Source organism: Dokdonella sp., from assembly GCF_044227025.1.
Classification (GTDB): Bacteria; Pseudomonadota; Gammaproteobacteria; order Xanthomonadales; family Rhodanobacteraceae; genus Dokdonella_A.
Genome location: NZ_JBGAFX010000003.1, coordinates 143313 through 167249, shown reverse-complemented (window position 1 = coordinate 167249; position 23937 = coordinate 143313). Strand labels below are relative to the sequence as shown.

General features: G+C 67.5%; 22 protein-coding genes. 20 read left to right on the top strand and 2 right to left on the bottom strand.

The window, feature by feature from the left end:
- Window position 1: 1 nt before the first annotated feature.
- Window positions 2-769, bottom strand: a complete 768-nt coding sequence (map, locus tag ACILRJ_RS08410; RefSeq protein ID WP_395682337.1) for a type I methionyl aminopeptidase — start codon at window positions 767-769, stop codon at window positions 2-4.
- Between the two features lie 325 nt (window positions 770-1094).
- Here map and rpsB point away from each other — a divergent pair, with 325 nt between their 5' ends.
- A complete protein-coding gene (gene rpsB, locus ACILRJ_RS08405; protein WP_395682335.1) occupies window positions 1095-1982 on the top strand; it encodes a 30S ribosomal protein S2 in 888 nt (295 codons plus the stop codon).
- Window positions 1983-2156: 174 nt separating this feature from the next.
- Window positions 2157-3032: a translation elongation factor Ts gene (tsf, locus tag ACILRJ_RS08400; protein WP_395682333.1), complete on the top strand. Its 876-nt coding sequence runs from the start codon at window positions 2157-2159 to the stop codon at window positions 3030-3032.
- Window positions 3033-3161: 129 nt separating this feature from the next.
- Here the strand turns inward: tsf and ACILRJ_RS08395 are convergent, their stop codons facing one another.
- Window positions 3162-3815: a trimeric intracellular cation channel family protein gene (locus ACILRJ_RS08395; RefSeq protein ID WP_407065741.1), complete on the bottom strand. Its 654-nt coding sequence runs from the start codon at window positions 3813-3815 to the stop codon at window positions 3162-3164.
- A gap of 125 nt (window positions 3816-3940) precedes the next feature.
- On the opposite strand from ACILRJ_RS08395, the gene pyrH reads away from it, so the two are divergent.
- The 18 genes from pyrH (at window position 3941) to ACILRJ_RS08305 (ending at window position 23698) form a co-directional block, all read left to right on the top strand.
- Complete coding sequence (gene pyrH / locus ACILRJ_RS08390; RefSeq protein ID WP_395682331.1) at window positions 3941-4663, top strand: UMP kinase; 723 nt, start codon at window positions 3941-3943, stop codon at window positions 4661-4663.
- A gap of 249 nt (window positions 4664-4912) precedes the next feature.
- Complete coding sequence (locus ACILRJ_RS08385; RefSeq protein WP_395682329.1) at window positions 4913-5248, top strand: hypothetical protein; 336 nt, start codon at window positions 4913-4915, stop codon at window positions 5246-5248.
- Between the two features lie 157 nt (window positions 5249-5405).
- Window positions 5406-6107: an RNA polymerase sigma factor gene (locus ACILRJ_RS08380; protein WP_395682327.1), complete on the top strand. Its 702-nt coding sequence runs from the start codon at window positions 5406-5408 to the stop codon at window positions 6105-6107.
- A 4-nt stretch (window positions 6108-6111) separates the two neighbouring features.
- Window positions 6112-8970, top strand: a complete 2859-nt coding sequence (locus ACILRJ_RS08375) for a protein kinase domain-containing protein (protein ID WP_395682325.1) — start codon at window positions 6112-6114, stop codon at window positions 8968-8970.
- Between the two features lie 156 nt (window positions 8971-9126).
- Window positions 9127-9681: a ribosome recycling factor gene (frr, locus tag ACILRJ_RS08370; protein ID WP_395682323.1), complete on the top strand. Its 555-nt coding sequence runs from the start codon at window positions 9127-9129 to the stop codon at window positions 9679-9681.
- Window positions 9682-9821: 140 nt separating this feature from the next.
- Window positions 9822-10544 carry a polyprenyl diphosphate synthase gene (uppS, locus tag ACILRJ_RS08365; RefSeq protein WP_395682321.1) on the top strand — a complete coding sequence of 241 codons (723 nt, stop codon included), beginning with the start codon at window positions 9822-9824 and terminating at the stop codon, window positions 10542-10544.
- A gap of 9 nt (window positions 10545-10553) precedes the next feature.
- Window positions 10554-11384: a phosphatidate cytidylyltransferase gene (locus tag ACILRJ_RS08360; protein WP_395682319.1), complete on the top strand. Its 831-nt coding sequence runs from the start codon at window positions 10554-10556 to the stop codon at window positions 11382-11384.
- Window positions 11381-12559 (top strand): 1-deoxy-D-xylulose-5-phosphate reductoisomerase, encoded by a 1179-nt coding sequence (locus ACILRJ_RS08355; RefSeq protein ID WP_395682317.1) that lies wholly within the window; start codon window positions 11381-11383, stop codon window positions 12557-12559. The genes ACILRJ_RS08360 and ACILRJ_RS08355 overlap by 4 nt, the downstream gene beginning before the upstream one ends.
- A gap of 15 nt (window positions 12560-12574) precedes the next feature.
- Entirely contained in the window at window positions 12575-13948 is a 1374-nt protein-coding gene (gene rseP, locus ACILRJ_RS08350; protein WP_395682315.1) for an RIP metalloprotease RseP, read from the top strand.
- A gap of 83 nt (window positions 13949-14031) precedes the next feature.
- Window positions 14032-16434: an outer membrane protein assembly factor BamA gene (gene bamA / locus ACILRJ_RS08345; RefSeq protein WP_395682313.1), complete on the top strand. Its 2403-nt coding sequence runs from the start codon at window positions 14032-14034 to the stop codon at window positions 16432-16434.
- A 32-nt stretch (window positions 16435-16466) separates the two neighbouring features.
- Window positions 16467-17003: an OmpH family outer membrane protein gene (locus ACILRJ_RS08340; protein ID WP_395682311.1), complete on the top strand. Its 537-nt coding sequence runs from the start codon at window positions 16467-16469 to the stop codon at window positions 17001-17003.
- Window positions 17000-18031 (top strand): UDP-3-O-(3-hydroxymyristoyl)glucosamine N-acyltransferase, encoded by a 1032-nt coding sequence (lpxD, locus tag ACILRJ_RS08335; RefSeq protein ID WP_395682309.1) that lies wholly within the window; start codon window positions 17000-17002, stop codon window positions 18029-18031. The genes ACILRJ_RS08340 and lpxD overlap by 4 nt, the downstream gene beginning before the upstream one ends.
- On the top strand, window positions 18028-18498 hold the full coding sequence (gene fabZ, locus ACILRJ_RS08330) for a 3-hydroxyacyl-ACP dehydratase FabZ (RefSeq protein ID WP_395682307.1): 471 nt from the start codon (window positions 18028-18030) through the stop codon (window positions 18496-18498). Before lpxD ends, fabZ begins: the two co-directional genes overlap by 4 nt.
- Entirely contained in the window at window positions 18495-19274 is a 780-nt protein-coding gene (gene lpxA / locus ACILRJ_RS08325) for an acyl-ACP--UDP-N-acetylglucosamine O-acyltransferase (RefSeq protein WP_395682305.1), read from the top strand. The genes fabZ and lpxA overlap by 4 nt, the downstream gene beginning before the upstream one ends.
- 154 nt (window positions 19275-19428) lie before the next feature.
- On the top strand, window positions 19429-20616 hold the full coding sequence (gene lpxB / locus ACILRJ_RS08320) for a lipid-A-disaccharide synthase (RefSeq protein WP_395682303.1): 1188 nt from the start codon (window positions 19429-19431) through the stop codon (window positions 20614-20616).
- A 69-nt stretch (window positions 20617-20685) separates the two neighbouring features.
- Window positions 20686-22419 carry a sulfatase-like hydrolase/transferase gene (locus ACILRJ_RS08315; protein ID WP_395682301.1) on the top strand — a complete coding sequence of 578 codons (1734 nt, stop codon included), beginning with the start codon at window positions 20686-20688 and terminating at the stop codon, window positions 22417-22419.
- On the top strand, window positions 22416-23015 hold the full coding sequence (locus ACILRJ_RS08310) for a ribonuclease HII (RefSeq protein WP_395682299.1): 600 nt from the start codon (window positions 22416-22418) through the stop codon (window positions 23013-23015). The genes ACILRJ_RS08315 and ACILRJ_RS08310 overlap by 4 nt, the downstream gene beginning before the upstream one ends.
- 197 nt (window positions 23016-23212) lie before the next feature.
- Window positions 23213-23698 (top strand): hypothetical protein, encoded by a 486-nt coding sequence (locus tag ACILRJ_RS08305; protein ID WP_395682297.1) that lies wholly within the window; start codon window positions 23213-23215, stop codon window positions 23696-23698.
- Window positions 23699-23937 lie beyond the last annotated feature (239 nt).

Sequence of the window (23937 nt, the reverse complement as noted above, 5' to 3'; positions counted from 1 at the left end):
GCTAGGCCGCGCTCGGCCACGCAGTAAGGATTTCGTAGCCGTCGTCGGTAACCGCGATGGTGTGTTCCCACTGTGCCGACAGCGAATGGTCCTTGGTCACCACCGTCCAGCCGTCCGGCAGCAGGCGCGTGTGCGGCTTGCCGGCATTGACCATCGGCTCGACCGTGAAGGTCATTCCCTTCTGCAGCTTGAGGCCCGCGCCGGCATGGCCGTAGTGCAGCACCTGCGGGTCCTCGTGGTAGATCTGTCCGATGCCGTGCCCGCAATACTCGCGCACGATGGAAAAGCCGGCCGCTTCGGCGTGCCGCTGGATTGCGTGACCGATGTCGCCGAGCGTCGCGCCCGGACGCACCTGTTCGATGCCGCGAAGCATTGCCTCGAGCGTCGTGTCCACCAGGCGTTTCGCCAGTACCGACGGCGTGCCGGCGAAATACATGCGGCTGGTGTCGCCGTGCCAGCCGTCCTTGATCACGGTCACGTCGATGTTGACGATGTCGCCATCCTTGAGTGCCTTGCCCGGATGCGGGATGCCGTGGCAGATGACGTGGTTGACCGATGTGCAAAGCGTCTTCGGGAACCCCCTGTAACCGACATTCGCCGGCACCGCCTTCTGCACGTGGACGATATGCTCGTAGGCGCGCTGGTCGAGCTCCTCGGTGGTGACGCCGGGTTTCACGTGCGGCACGAGCATTTCCAGCACTTCGGCGGCGAGGCGGCCGGCGACGCGCATCTTCTCGATCTGCTCGGGGGTCTTGACGGTAACGGGCATGGGTTCTCGGGACAGGCTGACTGGCGTGCGGGCGCCAAGCGGGCTATAATCTTACGGTTCCGTCGCCCCTGATTCGCAAGTCATTGGCGTCGAAGCACAAAATGCGGACAGCGTGGGCAATCCACAAGCCGCATACGGCAATAGTGCCGAATCCGCACACGTACCGTCACCGCGTTCGGGGTGCTCCGCAAGGAGTCGCACGCGTCGGGTACGTGGAGGTCCAACCCCGGAATTGTGACGCGAGTCCGTTCGCGAGAATCCGCACACGGTGTGCGGCCTTCCCACGAAAGACCCGCTGCAATTCCCTCGTCAAGGAATACCTACAATGCCTCAGGTCACGATGCGCCAGATGCTCGAAGCTGGCGTGCACTTCGGTCACCAGACCCGTTACTGGAATCCCCGCATGGCGCCGTACATCTTCGGCGCGCGCGGCAGGATCCACATCATCAACCTCGAAAAGACCATGCCGCTGTTCAGCGACGCGATGAATTTCATCTCGGCGATCGCCCAGAAGCGCGGCACGGTCCTGTTCGTCGGCACCAAGCGCTCGGCGCGCGAGGCGGTCAAGGAAGAAGCGGCGCGTTGCGGCATGCCGTACATCTCGCAACGCTGGCTCGGTGGCATGCTGACCAACTTCCGCACCGTCAAGCAGTCGGTTTCGCGCCTGAAGGAACTCGAGACGATGGCGGCCGACGGCAGCTACGAGCGCCTGGTCAAGCATGAAGTGCTCGGCCTGGTGCGCGAGAAGGAAAAGCTCGAAAAGTCGCTCGGCGGCATCAAGGAGATGAACCGCCTGCCCGACGCGCTGTTCGTGATCGACATCGGCCACGAGGACATCGCGATCAAGGAAGCGAAGAAGCTCGGCATTCCGGTCATCGCAGTGGTCGATACCAACTATGACCCGGCCCTGGTCGACTACGCGATCCCCGGCAACGACGACGCGATCCGCGCGGTGCAGCTGTACGCCAGCGCCGCCGCCGACGCGGTGCTCGAAGGCAAGGCCGCGGCTCCGGCGATCCCTGCCGGCAAGGAAGACGACTTCGTCGAACTCGATGCCGACGGCAACCCGGTCAAGAAGGAAGCGCGCGAGCGCGACGACCGCCGCCGTCCGTCCGGCCCGCGCAAGCCGGGTGGCGACAAGCGTCCGCCCGCCGGTCGCCGTGGTCCGCCCGCTCCGCGCGGCCCGAAGGGCGACGCGCCCGCCGCCGAGTAGGCGTCATGTCCGGGCCGCATGATCGCGGCCCGGCGACGCAGCGCCGTCACGTGGTTTTTCCTGCGTCGAAGGCGCGCAATCCATTCAACGTCACGCCCGCTCTCGTGCGGGCGTGACGGCTTTTCCAGAACGAGCGCCACGCCCCGCGTGCCGCTCCGGCTCATCGAGGACACCATGGAAATTACCGCAAACCTGGTCAAGGACCTGCGCGAGCGCACCGGCGCCGGCATGATGGAGTGCAAGAAGGCACTCGTCGAAAACAATGGCGACATCGACGCCGCGGCCGAGTGGCTGCGCAAGTCGGGCCTGGCCAAGGCCGACAAAAAGGCCAGCCGCGTCGCCGCGGAAGGTCGCATCATGATGGCCCAGGACGGCGGCAAGGCCGTGCTGGTCGAGGTCAACTCCGAAACCGATTTCGTCGCCAAGGACGAGAACTTCCTTGCCTTCGCCGACAAGGTCGCGAAGGCCGCACTCGCCTCGGGCGTGAAGGACGTCGAAGCGCTGAAGGCGGTCAAGCTGCCGTCGGGCGAGACGGTCGAGGAAGCGCGCGCGGCAGTGATCGCCAAGGTCGGCGAGAACGTGCAGGTGCGCCGCATGGCGCGCGCCGAGAGCACGAACAACGTCGCCGCCTACGTGCATGGCGGACGCATCGGCGTGCTGACCGAGGTCAAGGGTGGCGACGCGGAGTTCGCGCGCGGCGTGGCGATGCATGTCGCCGCGATGAACCCGCCGTACAACAAGGCCGCCGACGTGCCGGCCGACTTCGTCGCCAAGGAAAAGGAAATCGAACTGGCCAAGATGAGCGAGAAGGACAAGGCCAAGCCGGCCGAGATCCTCGAGAAAATCATCGGCGGCAAGGTCGCGAAGATCGTCAACGAAGTGACCCTGTACGGCCAGCCGTACGTGCTGAACACCGACCAGAGCGTCGAGGCCGCGGCCAAGGCCGCCGGCGCCGATGTCGTCGGCTTCCAGCGCCTCGCGGTCGGCGAAGGCATCGAGAAGGTGGTCGAGGACTACGCCGCCGAAGTCGCCAAGGCGATGCAGGTCTGAAGCTGACCTGATTGCAATCGTCCCAACGAAAAGGCCGCGGATTCCGCGGCCTTTTCATGTGCGCGGGACCACCCCCCGCGGGTGGCTGCACCCTCGATGTGTTTCGAGTCGTTGCGGTCGCGCCCGCGTCTATTTGAGCTTCCCCTCGCCCTCACGCGGCGCGCCGATCTTGCCGTGGCTGCCGGCCACCGGCAGGCCCCAGCCGAAACGCAACGCGAGCAGACGCAGACCGAAGCAGAGGACGGCGCCAGCGATCATCATCGCGATCGGCTGCAGGCCGAGCGCCGCGCCGACCACAACGACCGACGCGCCTGCGAGCGCCGCGACCGCGTAGAGGTCCGCGCGCAGCACCAGAGGCACTTCCGCCAGCAAAACATCTCGCACGATGCCGCCACCGATGCCACTGAGCATGCCGAGCAGGGCGGCCATGACCGGATTGAGGCCGAACGCGAGCGCCTTGCTCGCACCCACCACCGCGAACAGGGCGAGTCCGGCGGCGTCGAACAGGCGCACCGGATGGTCGAGCCGCTCGATCGACGGCGCCCACAGGAACGTGACCACTCCTGCCAGCACCGACACCCCCAGGTAGCGCCAGTCGCTGATCGAGGCCGGCGGCACCGCGCCGATCAACAGATCACGCAGGATGCCACCCGAGTTCGCCGCGACAAACGACAGCACCAGCACACCGAACAGGTCGAGACGGCGGCGCACACCGGCCGTGGCGCCACTCAGCGCGAACACGAAGGTGCCGGACAAATCGAGTACCAGCACCAGCATCTTCAGGTCCACCCGCCCTCCTCCGCATTCGCGCGCATCCGCCAACCATGGGCCGCAACCTATCGCCGCCGGTGCGCTGGAAGCTTCGCTCTGCCGCTACAATACGGCAGTTTTGCCCGCCGGAATCGCCCATGCCCGCCGATATCAAGTACAAGCGCATCCTTCTCAAGCTCTCCGGCGAAGCACTCATGGGCGAGGCCGACTACGGCATCGATCCGAAGGTGCTGCAACGCCTTGCGCGCGAAATCATCGAGGTGCAGCGCGCCGGGGTACAGGTCGGCGTCGTCATCGGCGGCGGCAACATCTTCCGCGGCGCCGGTCTCGCCGCAGCCGGCATGGACCGCGTCACCGGCGACCACATGGGCATGCTCGCGACCGTGATGAACGCGCTCGCGATGCAGGACGCGATCGAGAAGGCCGGCGGTTTCGCGCGCACGATGTCGGCGATCAAGATCAACGAAGTGTGCGAGGACTTCATCCGTCGCCGCGCGATCCGTCATCTCGAGAAGGGACGCATCGCGATCTTCGCCGCGGGCACCGGCAACCCGTTCTTCACCACCGACTCCGCGGCAGCGTTGCGCGCGATCGAGGTCGGCGCCGACCTGCTGCTCAAGGCGACCAAGGTCGACGGCGTCTACACCGCCGACCCGGCCAAGGATCCGACCGCGACGCGTTACGAACGCCTGTCGTACGAGGACGTGATCCAGCGCAACCTGCAGGTGATGGACACCAGCGCGATCGCACTGTGTCGCGACCACAAGGTTCCCTTGCGCATCTACGACATGTCGCGCGAAGGCGATTTGATGCGCATCATGCGCGGCGAAACGATCGGCACGCTGGTCGGCGGACGCTGACCCGCGGCATCACGCGGCATTTCGCGGTTGCCTGTCGCACCGCACGGCTAGGTCGGCACGCGCCATTCGTCTTGGCGCCGCTTTGCGTCATCACGGCGCAAACCCGACTTCCGGCATGCAACCAAATCTCCCGCTCGCGGAATCCTGTTTCCGAAGGCGCTGCCTTCGCAGCCCGGACGGATCCGGACGCCCCCTTCCAAGGGCCAGCCACGGACAACGGCCTGCCTGCGGCAAGCTGAGGAGAAGATCATGAAAACCCTGTTGAACCTCGTGTTTGCAACAACCGCCGCGACGCTTTGCTCCAGTGCCGGCGCCGCCAACGCCCAGCGCGAGCTGGAAGCGGTCACGGTGCAGTCGCGCCACGTCGACTGCACGCCGCCGTCGGCGTCGGCGCTCTGCTCGGCGCTGCATGCGCAGATCCGCAGCCAGTTCACGCTGCGCGAAATCGGCATGCTGTTCGGCGCACGCACCTCGTATCCGGAAGCGCAGACCGCGTACGAAGGCCTGAATGCGCGCTACGGGAATCTGGTGCGCGAGGTTGCAGCGACCTTCGCATCCACCAGCGACGCGGTCGCGGCGCGTTGAGTCCACGGCAGCTGGCCGCCGCGTTCGCGCGGCGGCCGTCGTTCGGGCTGCGGGCTGAAGCGCATTGCGGCTGAACCGGTCCTGCGGAAACCCTCCGCGCGAAACTTCCACTTGGCGCATAATCGAAGCGCACCGTCATGCAGCACGGGACGCGGGAATGGCCAGGTTCGACACCACGCGTTGGAGCATCGTGCTGCAGGCGCGCCATGCAACGCCAGCGAGCGCGCCGGCGCTTGCACTGCTGTGCGGCACCTACCGGCCACCGGTACTCGCCTACATCCGCCGTCGCGGCTATGCCCCGGACGTGGCCGAGGACCTGACCCAGGCATTCTTCGCGCAGTTCATTGAACGCGCCTGGCATGCGGGTGCCGACCAGACGCGCGGGCGCTTCCGCGCTTACCTGCTCACCGCCGTGAAGCGCTTTCTGATCGACCGTGACATCGAAGCGAACCGGATCAAACGCGGCGGCAGCGTCGTATTCGAGGAGATCGGCGACACGCCGACGCTCGACCTTGCCGGCGACGACACGCCCGACGCCGCATTCGACCGCGACTGGGCTATCGCGGTGGTCGACGCCGCGATGGCGCGCCTGCGCGCGGAGGCCGTGCGCGCGGGGAAACTCGCGCTGTTCGAGCATCTCGCCGAATTCGTCGCCGAGCGACCGGATGAAAGCGAATACGAACGCCTGGCGACGGCACTCGGCATGCGCCGCAACACGATTGCGGTCGCGGTGCACCGGATGCGCGCGCGCCTGCGCGACCTCGTGCGCGAGGAGATAGCGCAGACCGCGCTCGACCACGACCATCTCGCGAACGAACTGCGCGACCTGCGCGACGCGTTCGACGGCATCGTGCACTGAGCCGATGGCAACGCCGGGCGAGAATCCGCCGGATGCACCACCCGCATCGCTCGGTGCCGGCCGCGTGCGCGCGATCATCACCGACCTCGCGCTCGACCACGAACCGCCCGGACGCGACGGCGTCGATCCTGCCGATGGCCGGCACGATGCCGCAGCGTTCGATCCGCTGATCAGCGGCAGCGCGTCGCCGCGCCGGCTCGGCGACTACGAACTGATCGAAATGCTCGGCGAGGGCGGCACCGGCGTGGTCTATCGCGCGCACCAGGTGAGCCTTGATCGCGACGTCGCGATCAAGGTGCTCGCAGCTGGCCCGTGGGCGTCCACCGAGTTCGAGGAAAAATTCCAGCGCGAGGCGCAGAACGCGGCGCGCATGCAACATCCGAACATCGTCGCGATCTACGAGGTATGCAGCGAAGAGGAACTGCATTTCTTCAGCATGCAGCTGGTGCGCGGCCCGAGCCTCGCGCAGGAGATCCGGCGGCAGCCACGCATGCCGGCACAGCGCGCTGCGACTCTCCTGCGCACGGTCGCCGAAGCCGTCGACTACGCGCACCGGCTGGGCGTCCTGCACCTCGACCTCAAACCCGGCAACGTGCTGCTCGACGAGAACGGCGAGCCGCATGTCGCCGACTTCGGGCTCGCGCGCCGCGTCGACGATGCGATCGACCTCGAGAACGCCGCCAGGTCCGGCACGCCGAACTACATGGCGCCGGAACAGGTGCGCGGCGATTCGCGCGCGATCGCCGCGACCACCGACGTCTGGGGACTCGGTGCGATCCTGCACGAGTTGGTCACCGGCGAGCCGCCCTTCCGGGCCGCGTCGGTACGCGCGACGTTGCAACTGGTCGAGGAGGGGGCGTTGCGACGCCCGCGACAGCGCGTGCCGACGCTGCCGCTCGATCTCGAGGCGATCATCCTGCGCTGCCTAGCGCGCGATCCCGCCGCACGCTATCCGTCGGCGCGCGCACTGGCCGACGATCTTGGCCGCTTTGTCGAAGGCCATGCGGTGCAAGCGCGGCGATTGAACATCGTGCAACGTGCACTGCGCTGGGTCCGGCGCGAACCCCGGCTCGCCGGCAGCGTGGCGCTGATTGCCGTCTCGCTTATTGCCGGTGTCGGCGCCACCGGCATGCAGTGGCGGCGAGCGGACGCCAATGCGCGACAAGCGCACGAGAGCGCGCAACGCGCCGAGGCTGCGCGACGCTTCCTCGTCGCGGTGTTCGAGCAGGCGGCGCCGGACCGGACCCATGGCAAGGCATTCACCGCGCACGAACTGCTGGCTGGCGCCGAGACCCTGCTGCATGACAACACCACGGCCGATCCGGCCACCCAGGTAGACCTGACCGGTTTGATCGGCACGCTGTACTGGGACATCGGCGACTACGAGCGGTCTGCCGCGATGCTCTCGCAGGTCGCACCCGTGATAGACGACACCCGCCTGCCGGGCGATGTGCGTGCGCGCATCCTGCTCGGACTCGCCCGCACCGAACTCGACAAGAACCGCTACGACAGCGCGATCGAGCATGCCGCCGAGGCGCAGCGGCTCGCCGCGACCGGCACGCGCATCGACGCCAGCGAGTCCGCCGAAGCGCGCCGTATCCATGCCGAGGCCCTGACCGGCCAGGGCAACGCGAAGGAGGCCGAACCACTGCTGCGGACCGCGCTGGCCGAAGATCGCGCGCGCTTCGGTGAACTCCATCGCCTCGTCGTCGACGACCTCATCGCCCTCGGCTACGCCAACCGGGAGCTGTCGCATTTCGACGAGGCAGTGCGGTTGGCGGACGAAGCCGCGGCGAGCGCGACGCGGATGTACGGCCGCGACAACAGCCGCGTCGTCAACGCGCTCGAGCTGGCCGCCTCGGCACTCGGCGCGCAGGGCCGCTTCGACGAGGCGGAAGCGAAATTGCGCGAAGCGGTCGGACTCGCGCGCACGGTGTTCGGACCCGTGCATCGCGAGACGATCGTTGCGCAATCCAATCTGCTGTGGACGCTCGAGCGACAGGGCCGCTTCAACGAAGCGCTTGGGCAGCGCCTCGAATTGCTCGAAATCGAGAAGAAGATCGCCGATCCGCGCCCGGAGCAGATGGCCTACGCGTACAACTTCCTCGCCAGCGACTACCTTGGCCTCGGGCGCTTCGCCGAAGCCGAGCAGGCCGCGCGCAACGCGCTCGCCGCGTGGCACAAGGTGCATGGCTCGGACGACGAATGGGACAGCGCCGAATCGCAGCAGCTGCTGGCGCAGGCGCTGCAACACCAGGGCCTCTACGCGGCGGCGGAGTCCGCGTGGCGTGCTGCGGTGCGCATCCTCGGCACCAGCGAGCCCGCCAGTTCCCTTTGGTTGAACAGCGCGCGCGCCGGCCTCGGCAATCTCCTGCGCCTGCAGCACCGTCATGCGGAAGCGCTCGACCTGCTGCGCGACGCCGCCGCTGCGCTGCCCGCCACCCCCAACCCGGTGCGCGCGTCGGTGCTGGCGATCAAGGCGGAAGTCGAACTGGATGCCGGCTCGGCTGCCGACGCCGCCAACAGCGCACGCGAAGCACTGACGATCGCCCGCGCGGTGCTTCCGGCAGGACACTTCCGCCTCGCTCCCGCGCTGTACGCGCTGGCGCGCTGCGATCTCGCCCTCGGCAAGCCGGACGAGGCCCTGCTGCTGTTGCGCGAGGCATTTCCGCCGCGCGCGGCGATCTTTCCCGCCAATGACGTCCGCCTGCTCGAGCTGGAAGTCGCCGAAGCGCAAGCACTCGCCGAGTCGAACCATCCCGCCGAAGCGCAGCGCCTGCGTGCGGCGATCGAGCCGCGCCTGCGCGCAAACGCGACGCCGTACGCTGACGACCTGCTCGCGCGGCTGCGCCCCCCGGGATGATGAGCGCGTCGTCGACCAACTTCATTGCCGACTTCGAGCTGCCCTGCCGCTGGTGCTACGTGAGCTCCCGCCAGGCTTTCCGAGGTCCCGCGGACAGCTCGCGCGGGGGCGCTGCTATACTCGCGGGCCACTCGCAACGGTAACGGTGGCCGCGCCATGCTCGACAACATCAGGAAGGACACGCAGACGCGCATGCAGAAGTGCGTCGATGCGCTCAGGCACGAACTCATGCGCCTGCGCACGGGGCGCGCCAGCTCGGCCTTGATCGAACCGCTGAAAGTGTCCTATTACGGCAACGAAACGCCGGTGATGCAGGTCGCGAACGTAGCGATCGAAGCGCGCGCGATCACGATCACGCCCTACGAAAAGAACATGGTCGCCGCGGTGGAAAAGGCGATCCTCGCCTCGGACCTCGGCCTGACCCCGACCACGGTCGGCCAGGTCATCCGCATCAACCTGCCGCCGCTGACCGAGGAGCGCCGCAAGGAACTGTCCAAGCATGTCGCGCACGAGGGCGAGAACGCGAAGGTCGCGGTGCGCAACGTGCGTCGTGATGCGCTGCACCAGATCAAGGAACTGCTCAAGGACAAGCAGATCAGCGAGGATGAGGAGCGTCGCGCCGAGGACGATATCCAGAAGTTCACCGACAAGTTCGTCAAGGACGTCGACGGCGTGGTGAAGGCGAAGGAAGACGAGTTGATGGCGATGTAAGGAGGCTGTGATTGGTGATTGGTTATTCGTGACAGGTGGCGACCGCTTGCGGGCGCGCAACGAATGCCACGGCCAACAGACTCCGCCCGTCGCTCCTCCGGCCGCTTTTTCACATCACGAATCACCAATCACGGCTCCCCATGAGCATCCCCCGTCACATCGCGATCGTCATGGACGGCAACGGTCGCTGGGCCGAACGCCGCCATCTGCCGCGCAACTTCGGTCATCGGGAGGGGCAGAAGGCGGTGCGCGCGGCGATCGAGTATTGCCGCCGCAACGGGATCGAGGCACTCACCCTGTTCGCGTTCTCAAGCGAGAACTGGAAGCGGCCGGACGAGGAAGTCGGCGCGCTGATGCAGTTGTTCCTCACCGCACTAGACCGCGAGGTCGACGAATTGCACGCGAATGGCGTGCACATCAGCTTCGTCGGTGACCTGTCCGCGTTCGCGCCGGAACTGACCGCGCGCATGCGCGCGGCGATGGAGCGCACGGCCGCCAACAGCGCGCTCAGCCTCAACATCGCCGTGAACTACGGCGGCCGCTGGGACATCGTGCAGGCGGCACGCACGCTGGCAGCAGCGGCGGCGCGCGACGAGCTGGATCCAGCGACGATCGACGAAACGATGTTCGCGCGCCACACTTGCCTCGCCGGCCAGCCGCCGGTCGACCTGTTCATCCGCACCGGGGGTGAAGTGCGCGTCAGCAATTTCCTGCTCTGGCAGGTCGCCTATGCGGAGCTCTATTTCTCCGATGTGCTCTGGCCCGACGTCGATGCCGGGATGCTCGACGACGCGCTGGCCGAGTTCGCGCGCCGCGAGCGCCGCTACGGCCTAACCTCCGCGCAGATGCGCGCGGCCGGCTGAGGAGCGCACATGCTCAAGCAACGCACCCTCACGGCACTGGTCCTTGCCCCGCTCGCGATCGCGCTGATCCTGCTCGCGCCAACCGCGCTGTTCGCGCTCGTGACCGCCGCCATTTCGTTGCAGGCGCTGTGGGAATGGAGCCGCCTTGCCGGCGTCGCGTCGAACGCGGCGCGCATCGCGCTGATCGCGGTGAATGCCGTCCTGCTCGCCCTGCTGTGGACGATCCGCGACGAGCCATTCGCCTGGTACGTTATCGGCGCCGGTGTCGCCTGGTGGCTGCTGTCGCTGCTGTGGCTGCGGCATTTCTCGTATGCCGCGGCGCCGACACGCGAGAATGCGCTGCTGAAGATGCTTGCCGCCGAGTTCGCGGTGCTGCCGGCCTGGCTTGCGCTAGCGCACCTGCACGGCGAATTCGATCACGGCCGCGGTTGGGCCCTGCTCGCGGTGGTGCTGGTGTGGGCCGCCGACACCGGTGCGTATTTCGCGGGCAAGCGCTTCGGCACGACCAAGCTCGCGCCGCGCATCAGCCCCAACAAGACCCGTGCAGGCGCCTACGGCGGCGTGCTCGTTGCCGGCACCGTCGCGGTCATCGCCGGCTGGATGCTCGGCACGCGCGACACCGCGTTGCTCGCTCTCGCCGCGCTGGCGCTGGTGACCGTGCTCGCCTCGATCCTCGGCGACCTGGTCGAGAGCCTGCTCAAGCGCCAGGCCAACGTGAAGGACTCGGGCACGCTGTTTCCCGGCCATGGCGGCCTGCTCGACCGTGTCGACAGCGTGTTTTCCGCGGTGCCCGTGTTCGTCGCCGGCAAGGCATTGATCGACCTGCTGCTGGTGCCATGAGAACGCTCGCGGTCCTCGGCGCGACCGGCTCGATCGGCGCGAGCACGCTCGATGTCGTCGCGCGCCACCCGGACCGGTATCGCGTCGGCGTGCTCGCCGCACATCGCAGCGTCGATGCACTCGCCGATCTGTGCAAACGCTTCCGGCCCGAGCTCGCGGTCATCGCCGATACCGCCTGCGAGGAACCGTTGCGCGCGCGCCTGCGCCGGCACGACCTCGCCTGTCGCGTCGAATCCGGCACCGACGCGCTGATCGCGGCCGCGGCCGGCGCGCACTGCGACACGGTCGTCGCCGCGATCGTCGGTGCCGCCGGACTCGAATCCACGCTCGCTGCGGCGCGCGCGGGCAAGCGCCTGCTGCTCGCGAACAAGGAAGCGGTCGTGATGGCCGGCGCCCTGCTCGCCGAGGCGCTCGCGCACGGCGGCGGCGAGCTGCTGCCGCTCGATTCCGAACACAACGCGGTGTTCCAGTGCCTGCCGCGCGGACACGCCGATCTCGCCGCCGCCGGCGTGCGGCGCATCCTGCTGACCGCATCGGGCGGCCCGTTCCGCGGCCGCAAGGCGGCCGAGCTTGCGGCGATCACGCCCGATCAGGCCTGCGCGCACCCCAACTGGCGCATGGGCCGCAAGATCTCGGTCGACTCGGCAACGCTCATGAACAAGGGCCTCGAAGTGATCGAGGCGCATCACCTGTTCCGCGCGCCGGCCGAGCGGATCGAGGTGGTCGTGCATCCGCAAAGCATCGTGCACTCGCTGGTCGAATACGCCGACGGCTCGCTGCTGGCCCAACTGGGCAATCCGGACATGCGCACCGCGATCGCCTATGCGCTGGCCTGGCCCGAGCGCATCGATGCGGGCGTTTCCGCGCTCGATCTGGTGAAGCTCGCCCGGCTCGATTTCGAGGCGCCCGACCTCGACACGTTCCGCTGCCTGCGCCTGGCCTACCAGGCGCTCGCCGCCGGCGGGCAGGCGACGATCGCACTGAATGCGGCCAACGAGGAGGCGGTCGCCGCATTCCTCGACGGCCGCCTGCCTTTCCTCGGCATCGCCGCGACGATCGAACACGGCCTCTCGCTCGCCCCGGCGGTTCCGGCCACCGACCTGGCGGCGATCCTTGACGCCGATTTAACTGCGCGTCGGCAGGCGCAACGTATGATCGCCACCCTTTCCGCCTGAACCCGACCCGCGCCCATGAGTGAATTCTTCGGTTCCGTGTGGTGGCTCATCGTCACCCTCGGCCTGCTCATCACGTTCCACGAGTACGGCCACTTCGTGATCGCGCGTCGCTGCGGCGTGAAGGTGCTGAAGTTCTCGGTCGGCTTTGGACCGGCGCTGTGGTCGCGTTTCGACCGCCATGGCACCCAGTTCGTGGTCGCCGCGATCCCGCTCGGCGGCTACGTCAAGATGCTCGACACGCGCGAGGTCGACGGAGCGGTCGGCCCGAGCGGCCTTGCCGGCGCGTTCGACCGCAAATCAGTCGGCGCGCGCATGGCGATCACCGCGGCGGGGCCGGCGTTCAACCTGATCTTCACGCTCGCCGCGTTCTGGCTCATGTTCGTGATCGGCAAGCCGGACTTCCTGCCAGTGATCGGCCCGGTCGACCATCTCGCGGCCAGTTCCGGCTTCGCGCCAGGCGACCGCATCACGGCGATCGCCGGCAAGCCGGTCGAGACCTGGACCGATGCGAGCCTGTCGGTGCTGATGGCAAGCATGGACCGGCGCGATCTCGTCGTCGACGTGACCGATGCCGGTGGCGCCAGCCACCAGCGCACGCTCGCCCTGTCCAAGCTGCCGGCCGAGGTCGACGAACGCGAATTGGGGACGCAGATCGGCTTGTCGCCGCGGCAATGGCCGATCCCGCCCGTGATCGGCAGCGTGGCGCCCGACAGTGCGGCATCGCGCGCCCACCTGGAGGCAGGCGACCGCATCGTCGCTATCGGAGGCGATGCGATCAAGGACTGGCGCGAGGTGCCCGAGGCGATCCAGAAACATGCCGCGGCAGACCATCCGCTCGACCTGTCGGTCGAGCGTGCCGGCCAGACGCTCGTCCTCTCGGTTCAGCCCACGCTCAAGCCCGCGGACGCCGCGGATGGCACCGGCAAACCACAGTGGTTGCTCGGGATCGGCGCCCGACCGGTCGACCCACACTACGATGCCACCCTGCGCTACGGGTTGCTCGCCGCGGTCCCGAAGGCGTTCGGCGAAACCTGGAAGCAGACCCGCGACACGCTGGGCATGCTCGGCCGCATGGTTTCGGGCCAGGCGTCGCTGAAAAACCTGTCCGGCGTCATCACGATCGCCCAGGCCGCCAACAGCTCGGCCCAGCTCGGACCCGCCTGGTTCTTGAATTTCCTGGCAATTATTTCCCTGAGCCTGGCCATCCTCAACCTGCTGCCGATCCCGATCTTGGACGGCGGCGGCCTGCTGTATTACCTTATCGAACTGATAAAGGGCAGTCCGTTGAGCGAGCGCGTGCAGGTCACCGGCCAGTACGTCGGGCTGGTCCTGCTGATGGCCCTGATGAGCCTGGCGCTCTACAACGACATCCTGCGGAACATTTCCTGATCCCGCAGGACCCTGCCTCATAACGAAACAAGCCCGCGGCTGCGCCCGTCGCGGGCCCAACGATGCCCTGACGGAAGTGACGAATGAAGCGTATCGCCGCTCTTTTCCTGCTCGCCTTTTTCGCCGCCCACGACGCCTCGGCGTTCGACACCTTTACGGTCTCGGAAATCCGCATCGATGGCCTGTCGCGCATCGCGCCCGGCACGGTGTTCACCTACCTGCCGGTGGAGAAGGGTGACGCACTGACGCCCGAACGCGCGAACCAGGCGATCCGCGCGCTCTACAAGACCGGGTTCTTCAACGACGTGCAGCTGTCGCGCCAGGGCGACATCCTCGTCGTCAACGTGAAGGAACGTCCGCAGATCACCAAGATCGCGATCCGCGGCAACAAGGACATCCGGGAAGAGGACCTGCTCAAGGGCCTCAAGGGCATCGGTCTCGCCGAAGGCGAGGCGTTCGACCCGCTCAAGCTCGCCCAGGTGAAGGATGAGCTGACCCATCAGTATTACAACCGCGGCAAGTACAACGTCTCGATCAATTCTTCGACCGTCAACCTCGACCGCAACCGCGTCGAAGTCGCGATCAACATCGCCGAGGGCAAGGCCGCCCGCATCAAGCATCTCAACGTGGTCGGCAACAGCGCGTTCAGCGACAAGGACATCGAGGGCGAATTCGAGTCCAGCACCACCAACTGGACGTCGTGGTACTCCAAGGACGACCAGTATTCGCGCGAAAAGCTCTCCGGCGACCTCGAGAAGCTGCAGTCCTACTACATGGACCGCGGCTACGCCGATTTCAGCGTCGAGTCGACCCAGGTCGGGATCAGCCCCGACAAGCGCAAGATGTACGTCACCGCCGGCATCAAGGAAGGCGAGGTGTACAAGGTCAGCGACATCAAGCTGACCGGCTCGCTCGTCCTCAACGAGGAGGACCTGCGCAAGTTGGTGCAGGTCAAGGCGGGCGATGTGTTCTCGCGCCGCCGCGTGGAGCAGTCGGTCGATGCGATCACCTCGACGCTCTCCAACATCGGCTACGCATTCGCCGACGTCGAACCGATCCCGTCGATCGACAAGGAAAAGCGCGAGGTCGGCATCAACTTCTTCGTCAATCCCGGCAAGCGCGTGTACGTGCGCCAGGTCGTATTCAAGGGCAACCTGCACACCGAGGACGAGGTTCTGCGGCGCGAGATCCGCCAGCTCGAAGGTTCGTGGTACTCGCAGGCGGCGATCGACCGCTCGAAGATCCGCCTGCAGCGCCTCGGCTTCTTCAGCAAGGTCGAGATCGACACGCCGAAGGTGCCGGGCACCGAGGACCAGGTCGACGTGGCCGTCACCGTCGAGGAGCAGAACTCGGGCCAGTTCACCTTCGGCCTCGGCTACTCCCAGGCGCAGGGGGTGATCGCCAGCGTCGGCGTCACCCAGAACAATTTCTTCGGCACCGGCGACCGCGTCAGCGTCAATGCGATGAAGAGCGGCGTCGTTGAACGCTACCAGCTGTCGTATTTCGAGCCGTACCTGACCGACACGGGCATCGGCATTGGCTACGACATCCAGCACTCCAAATTCGATGCCGGCAACAACAACCTGGCCAGCTACTTCGCCAGTACCGATGCGTTCGACATTTACATGGGCGTGCCGATCAGCGAGTCGGACTCGATCAACGCGCAGATGGGCCTCAGCAAGACCACGATCCTGGCCGGCGCGAACTTCGGAACACCGCAGCCGATCATCGACTACATCGACAACATCGGCCATCGCACTTTCCACACCTGGAACGTGCAGCTGTCGTGGGCGCACGACACGCGCAACCGCTACTGGAACCCGACCCGCGGCGGCCTGCAGCAGGTTTCGGTGGAACTCACCCTGCCCGGCTCGACGAGCGAGTACTACAAGGTGAACTACCACTGGGCGCAGTATCTGCGCATGACCGACAAGCTGGTCTTCTATCCGCACGTGACGTTCGGCTACGGCAACACCTACAACTCGCCCGAGAGCGTGCTGGACCCGACCCATCCGCGCTACCGCAGCAACCTCGGCGGCCTGCCGTTCTTCGAGAATTTCTACGCCGGCGGCGTGTCGGACGTGCGCGGTTTCCGCGACAACACGCTCGGCCCGTTCGACGTGATCAGCCCGACCACCTGCCCACCGACGACGGCGAACTGCCGCCTGCCGCTCGGCGGCGCGCTCAAGTTCGCGGCATCGGCGGAAGTGATCTTCCCGACGCCGTTCGTGAAGGAGAACAACGACAGCACGCGCATCTCTGCGTTCCTCGACGTCGGCAACGTGTTCCAGAACAAGCTGTGCCGCCTGCCGGAATGCCGCGTGTACAAGAGCTGGGCAGCCGATCAGTTGCGTGCGTCGGTCGGTCTTTCGTTCCAGTGGCGTGCGCCGGTCGGTCCGATCGTGATCAACCTGGCCAGGCCGATCCGCAAGAAGCCCGGAGACGATACCGAAACGATCCAGTTCACGTTCGGCAACACGTTCTGAGATCGTCCAGCGTCGACGACGAGGAGACGCGCTTGAAGCAGCCTGCACAATCAGCGAGCCGGACCCTCGCTCTGCTGCTGCTCGTGCTTGCATTCGCCGGCACGGCTGGCGCGCAGGCGCCTGCGCCGGCGCGCATCGGCTACGTCGACATGAAGCGCCTGCTCGACAACGCGCCTCAGGTGGTCGCCGGGCGACGCACGCTCGAACGCGAATTCTCGGCGCGCGACGCCGCACTCAAGGCGGACGAACAGCGCCTCACCGACCTGCGCCGCAAGCAGTCGACACTGGCGAAGACCGAAGCCGACGCACTGCAACGCGAGGTCGATGCGCTCGACCGTTCGATCAAGCGCAACCGCGAAGGCCTGCGCAGCGAACTCAAGACGCGCAGCGACCAGGAACTCGACCGCAGCTGGCGCGAGATCAACGATGCGGTGGTCGAATTCGCGCGCGAGCAGGGCTACGACCTGATCGTGCCGAGCCCGGTCGTCTACGCCAGCCCGCGCGTCGACATCACCGACCGGATCCTTGATCGCCTGCGCCGCGCGACGCCGAAGTCTCCTGCACCATGAACCGCGCGACACCGCATACGCTCGGCGCGATCGCCTTACGCTTCGAGCTGGAGCTGCGCGGCGGTGATCCGTCGCTCGCCATCGACGGCGTCGATACGCTGGTCAAGGCCGGCCCGACCCGGATCGGGTTTCTCGCCAACCCACGCTATCGCGCCCAGCTCGCCGACGCGACTGCCGCCGCCATCGTGCTGCGCAACGGCGACGCCGACGCCTGTCCGCGCGCGTGCCTGATTGCGCCTGACCCGTACGTCGCGTTCGCGAAGATCGCGGCGCTGTTCGAGCGCATGCCGGCGTCGACGCCGGGCATCCACCCGAGCGCGGTCGTCGCATCCGGCGCGCGTGTCGCCGCGGGCGCGAGCGTCGGTCCGCTGTGCGTCATCGAGGACGATGCCGTGATCGACGACGGCGCCGTGCTCGGCCCGCACTGCATGATCGGCCGCGGCTGCGTGGTCGGCGCGCAGTCACGGCTGGTGGCGCGGGTGACGCTGGTGCAGGACGTGCGGCTCGGCCGGCGCGTGCTGATCCATCCCGGCGCAGTGCTCGGCGCGGACGGCTTCGGCATTGCATTGGAGAAAGATCATTGGATCAAGGTGCCACAACTGGGTGGCGTAATCGTCGGCGACGACTGCGAGATCGGCGCGAACACCACGATCGACCGCGGCGCGCTCGGCGACACCGTGCTCGAGGACGACGTGCGCCTCGACAACCAGATCCAGATCGCGCACAACGTGCGCATCGGCGCGCACAGCGCGCTCGCCGGCTGCGCCGCGGTAGCCGGCAGCGCCAGCATCGGGCGCTACTGCCTCATCGGCGGCGGTGCTGGCATACTCGGCCACCTGAGCCTGGCCGACCGCGTCACGGTGACGGCGATGAGCCTGGTCACCCATTCCATCCGCGAGCCCGGGGAGTACTCCTCCGGCACGCCGATCCAGCCGAACCGGCTGTGGCGCCGCAATGCGGCGCGCTTCAAGCACCTGGACGAAATCGCGCGGCGCGTGAGTGCCGCGAACAAGGAACCCGAGTCATGAACAAGCCTCTGTCCCCCGTCACGCTGCCGATCGGCGTCGAGCAGATCGCCGCGTTGCTGCCGCACCGCTATCCGTTCCTGCTGATCGACCGGGTGGTCGCGTTCGAGCACGGCACGCGCGTGTCGGTCCTGAAGAACGTCACGTTCAATGAACCGTTCTTCCAGGGACACTTCCCCGGCCACCCGGTCATGCCGGGCGTGCTGATCATCGAGGCGATGGCGCAGGCCGCGGGTGTGCTGGTCAAATTGTCCGCGCAACACAACGCGGACACGCCATCGATCTTCTACCTGGTCAAGGTCGACAAGGCGCGCTTCAATCGCGTGGTCGTGCCGGGCGACCAGTTGCGCCTCGAAATCGAGCACAAGCGCCGCATGCGCAACATGAGCCAGTTCTGGGGACGAGCCTGGGTCGGCGACCAGGTCGCCGCCGAGGCAGAGATGCTCTGCGCAGAGGTCGCCAACGGATGATCCATCCGAGCGCGCTCGTCGATCCTGCGGCACGCATCGGCACCGGCGTCAGTGTCGGCGCCTACAGCGTCATCGGCGCCGGCGTCGAGATCGGCGACGGCACCACGATCGGTTCGCACGTGGTGATCGAAGGGCGCACGCGCATCGGACGCGACAATCGCATCTTCCAGTTCGCTTCGATCGGCGCCGAGCCGCAGGACAAGAAGTTCCGCGGCGAGGAATCGGAACTCGTCATAGGTGACCGCAACCATATCCGCGAGTTCGCCACGATGCATCGCGGTACCGCCGGCGGCGGTGGCACCACCCGCATCGGCGACGACAACTGGTTCCTCGCCTACACCCACGTCGCGCACGACTGCCGCGTCGGCAACCAGTGCGTGTTCTCCAACAACGCGACGCTCGCCGGCCACGTCGAAGTCGGCGACCACGTCATCGTCAGCGGCTTCGTCGGCGTACACCAGTTCTGCCGCATCGGCGCGCACGCGTTCATCGGCATGGGCGTGCTGCTCAGCGGCGACGTACCGCCGTTCCTGATGGTCGCCGCCGACGCCGACACGCAGGGCCGCCCGCGCGGCATCAACAGCGAAGGCCTCAAGCGCCGCGGCTTCGACGCGACGCGCATCGCCGCGATCAAGCGCGCCTACCGCACCGTCTACGTCGGCGGCACTCCGCTCGCGGATGCGCGCGAGAAGCTCGCCGAGCAGGCGAAGGACAGCGCCGATGTCGCGCAGATGCTCGCCTTCATCGAGCGCGGCGAGCGCGCGTTGGCGCGCTGACCCCTGCGGTCTGCAGTCAACCTCGCCCGTTGGCGACACCAGGATGGTCGTGCCGATCGAAACAGCCAGTGGTTGCCGCTTCGCTGCGGCGCCTGGCGAGCCATCCATGGACGCGGCGCGTTGATTGCGGCGGCGACGCGCTAACATCGCGCGAATGGACGATCCTTCGAGCCCGCCCCCTCGCGACATCCCGCGGCGCTTCGTGCTCGTCGCCGGCGAGGCGTCCGGCGACCTGCTTGGCGCCGGATTGATCATGGCGTTGCGCGAGCACTTTCCGGACGCGCAGTTCGCCGGCATCGGCGGCGAGCGCATGATCGCGGCCGGATTCGAGGGCTGGCATCCGATGCGCAAGCTGTCGGTCATGGGCCTCGTCGAAGTGCTGCGCCACCTGCCGGAACTGCTGGCGATCCGGCGCGACGTCGTGCAGCGCGCGCTGGCGTTCGCGCCGGATGCGTTCATCGGCATCGACGCGCCCGACTTCAACCTCGGGGTCGAACGCCGGCTCAAGCAGCGCGGCATCCGCACCGTGCATTACGTGAGTCCGTCGGTGTGGGCCTGGCGCGCGAAGCGCGCCGCGAAGATCGGTCGCAGCGCCGACCGCGTGCTGTGCCTGTTCCCGATGGAACCACCGATCTACGCGCAGCATGGCGTCGATGCGCGCTTCGTCGGCCATCCGCTCGCCGACAGCATGCCGCTCGAACCGGATCGCGTCGCCGCGCGCGCGGAACTCGGCCTGCCCGCCGACGCGCGCGTACTCGCACTGCTGCCGGGCAGCCGCCTCGGCGAGATTGCGCGCCTCGGCCGTGATTTCATCGCGACCGCGGGACTCCTCGGGCGCGAGGTCGCGGAACTGCGAGTGGTCGCGCCGATGGCGAGTGCGCAATGCCGCGCCGCGTTCGAACGCGAGCTCGCGGCGGCACCGGATGGCGCCGGGATCCTCGTCGTCGACGGTCGCGCGCACGAAGCGATGGCGGCCGCGGACGCGATCCTGCTCGCCTCGGGCACCGCCACGCTCGAGGCGATGCTGGCAAAGCGGCCCATGGTCGTCGGCTACCGCATCGCGCCGCTGACCTACCGCATCGTCAGGGGACTGGGCCTGCTCAAGGTGGAACGCTACGCACTGCCGAACGTGCTGGCCGGACGTGATCTCGCCCCCGAGCTGATGCAGGACGCCTGCACGCCCCAGGCGCTCGCGGCGGCGCTGCTGCCCTCGCTGCAAGGCGGCGCGGTCGATCCCGACCTGCTGGCCGAATACCGTCGCCTGCACCGGCTGCTGCGCCACGACGCAAGCCGCAGCGCCGCGGCAGCGATCGTCGACCTGCTCGCGTCCGCCGACGCATGATGCGCTGCGCTGCGGATTGACGCCGCGCGCGCGCATGCGCACGATGCCGCGCATGGCGACCTCCACCGGATGAAGGCCCTGGATCCATCACCGCGCAGCCGTTCCGGCTACTGGCGCGCGTTCGCGCTGCTCGCGTTCATCGCCCTGCTGGTGTTCGGCCCGCTCAGCGAGCACACGACCACCGAGAAGGTCTTCGCGCTCACCCTGGTCCTGCTCGGACTGGTGGTGGTCCTGTTCGCGACGGCGCGCGTGGCGTTCTCGTTGCTGCTCGCGTCACTCCTGTTCGGCATGATCGAGCTGGCCGGCCGCCTCAAGTTCCTGTTCCTGCAGACACCACTGCTTGCACCGGACCTGCAGTATTTCATCAACGAAGGCACGATCGAGGTCATCACCCACTATCCCCTCCTGCTCGGCGTCAGCATAGGCGCGATCGTGCTGGTGCCGCTGCTGCTGGTGTTGTCCTTCATCGGAGAGAAGCCGAGCCTGCTCGCCGCGCAACCGCGCATCCTGCGCGCGGCGGCGCGCGGATTTGGTGCGCTGGCCGGGCTGGCGTTGCTGGTCATCTGCCTGGTTCCGAGTGGTCCGTTCAACGCGGTGTTCAACAAGCCGATGTGGATCGCGATCAACGACAAGAGCTTCATCACCGACTTCTTCACCTCGTTCAACGACACCGTCATCACTGAACCGGTGAGCCCGCCCGGCGTCGACCGCAGCATCGTCTGGAAGCTGACCCGGCCGATGCAGGCGCCGCCTGTCCGCCCCGACGTGGTGCTGATGCTGGAGGAAAGCACGTTCGACCCGCGCATCCTCAAGCTGTGCACGATCCCGCAGTGCAAGCGGCGCATGTTCGACGCGGACAAGGCCACGCGCGCGCACGGACCGATGACCGTGCACACGTTCGGCGGCGGCACCTGGACCAGCGAATTCTCCGCGCTGACGGGACTTGCGCACACCCTGTTCGGCAACGCCGGCCTGTATGCGCCGTACAACCTCGCGCCGCGCGTCGCGAACACGCTGCCGAAGGCGTTCAAGAACGCCGGCTACCGCGCGATCGCGCTGTACCCGATGAGCGGCGACTTCCTCAATGCGCGCAACGCCTACGACTACTACGGCTTCGACGCGTTCTACGACGGCACCCAGTACGGCCTCGGCTGGACCAGCCACGACGCCGACCTGCTGAAGGTGTTCGAACGCATCTACGCCGACGAAAAACGCGTGCATCCGGACACGCCGCTATTCGTGTTCATGCTGACCCTGCACCAGCATGGCCCGCACATGACGCCGCTGGCCGAGTTGCCGCCGCCCTACGACAAGCCGCTGTTCCCCGGCAAGTTCAAGTCGAAGGCACTCGACGACTGGCTCAACATGAACCTCGGCAACTACCTGGAGCGCCTCGAACAGTCCGACGCGATGCTCGCCGACCTCGAGAAATTCCTGCTCGGCGGCGACCACCCGGCCGTGCTCGCCCACTTCGGCGACCACCAGCCGTCGTTCGACGGTGCAATCAACGAGATTCCGAAGACGGTGCCGAAGGAAGCCGGGCCGATCGCGCACTGGGTCACGTACTACATGGTGAAGGCGAATTTCCCGGTGCGCCAGCGCTACGATTATCCGGTGCTCGACATCTCCTTCCTCGGCTCGCTCGTGCTCGACATCGCGGGCGTGCCGAAGAACGAGTACTACCAGGCGAACACGTTGCTGCGCGAGCGCTGCAAGGGTCGCTACCTCGACTGCAAGGACGAGAAGACGGTCGCCTCGTACCACGACTACATCTTCACGCGGCTGGACGACCTGCACGAATGAGCGCGCGCGTGTCGCAAGGGCGGCGGGTCGCCGGCGTCGACGAGGCCGGCCGCGGTCCGCTGGCCGGCCCGGTGGTGGTCGCCGCGGTGATCCTCGACCCGCGCCGGCGCATCGGAGGCATCGCCGATTCCAAGCTGCTCAGCGAAATGCAGCGCGAGGAACTCGCGCCCCGCATCCGCGCCTGTGCGCTCGCGTGGTCGGTCGTGGTCGTCGACACCGGCGAGATCGAGCGCCTCAACATACTCGGCGCCACCCTCGCCGGCATGGTGCGCTCGCTGCATGCGCTGTCGCTGGTGCCGGAACTCGCGCTCATCGACGGCAACCGCCTGCCGCGCGAACTGCCGTGCGCGGCGCGCGCGATCGTCGACGGCGACGCGACGGAACCGGCGATCGGCGCCGCCTCGATCCTCGCCAAGACCGAGCGGGACCGCATCATGCGTGCCTTCGACGAAACCCACCCCGGCTACGGCTTCGCGCGCCACAAGGGCTATTCCACCCCCGAGCACCTCGCCGCACTCGAACGCCTCGGCCCCTGCGCGATCCACCGCCGCGACTTCGCGCCGGTGCGGCGGCTGATCTCGCCGGAGCTGTTCTGACCACCGCCACGCCACCTCGCCACGCCGGGGAGAGCGCGACGCGCTGCAAGCGCGGCGGGTGATGCCACAGGAAAGCCGGCACGCCCGGGACTTCCCACGCCTCCCCCACGGAACTGGCAAAGCGCGAGTAGCGGAGTATCCTTTGCATGCCCGACCCCGCCGGGCGCCGCCGCGAGGCGGCTCGTAGGGGACCTGCCATGAAGCCGGCGCGCCATCCACTTGCCTTCGACGCCATCGTTGTCCTTGCCGCACTCGCCGGCCTGGCGAACCTGCCAGCCCGCGCGCAGACCTGCGCAGCTCCGACGCCATTGCCTGCGGACAGCACGGTCACGTCGTTCACCTGTGGCGCCGAAAACTTCACGCCACCGGCGCTGTCCGGCCCCGGCGCGGTGCTCCGCCTCGCGCTCGATCATCCGGTCTCGCTCGATTTGACTCTGGCCGGCATCGAGCCTCAGTTCGATCCGGCGCTATGCGTGATGGACGCCGCGAACCCATGCGGCGCCGGCCCCTGTCTCGCGACCGGCAATGCCCTGACCCCGATCATGCTCGACAACCTGCCGGCGGGCGCGTACTGGGTGATCGTCACGGCATCGCCGAGTTCGGCTGCCGGCTCCTGCGGAATGTTCGGCCTCACGAGCCAGATCGTTCCGGCAGACACCATCCTGGCGAACGGTTTCGACTGATCCGCGCCTCGCACGGCGCAACGCGCACGAATCCCTCGGAGATTCCTCACGCTTTCCTCAAGCGTCGGCGCGGCGTGCCTGCAACGCTGCATTCGACGGCGCAGGCCGGCACCCGGTCGACCTGCATCGGCGCCGATGCTCTGGCCGCATGAGGAGAAGACCATGACCACGTTCCGTTTGCCCCCTGTCACGCCACGTCTGGTTCGCGCGGCACGCACTCGCTGGTTTCGCGACTTGCG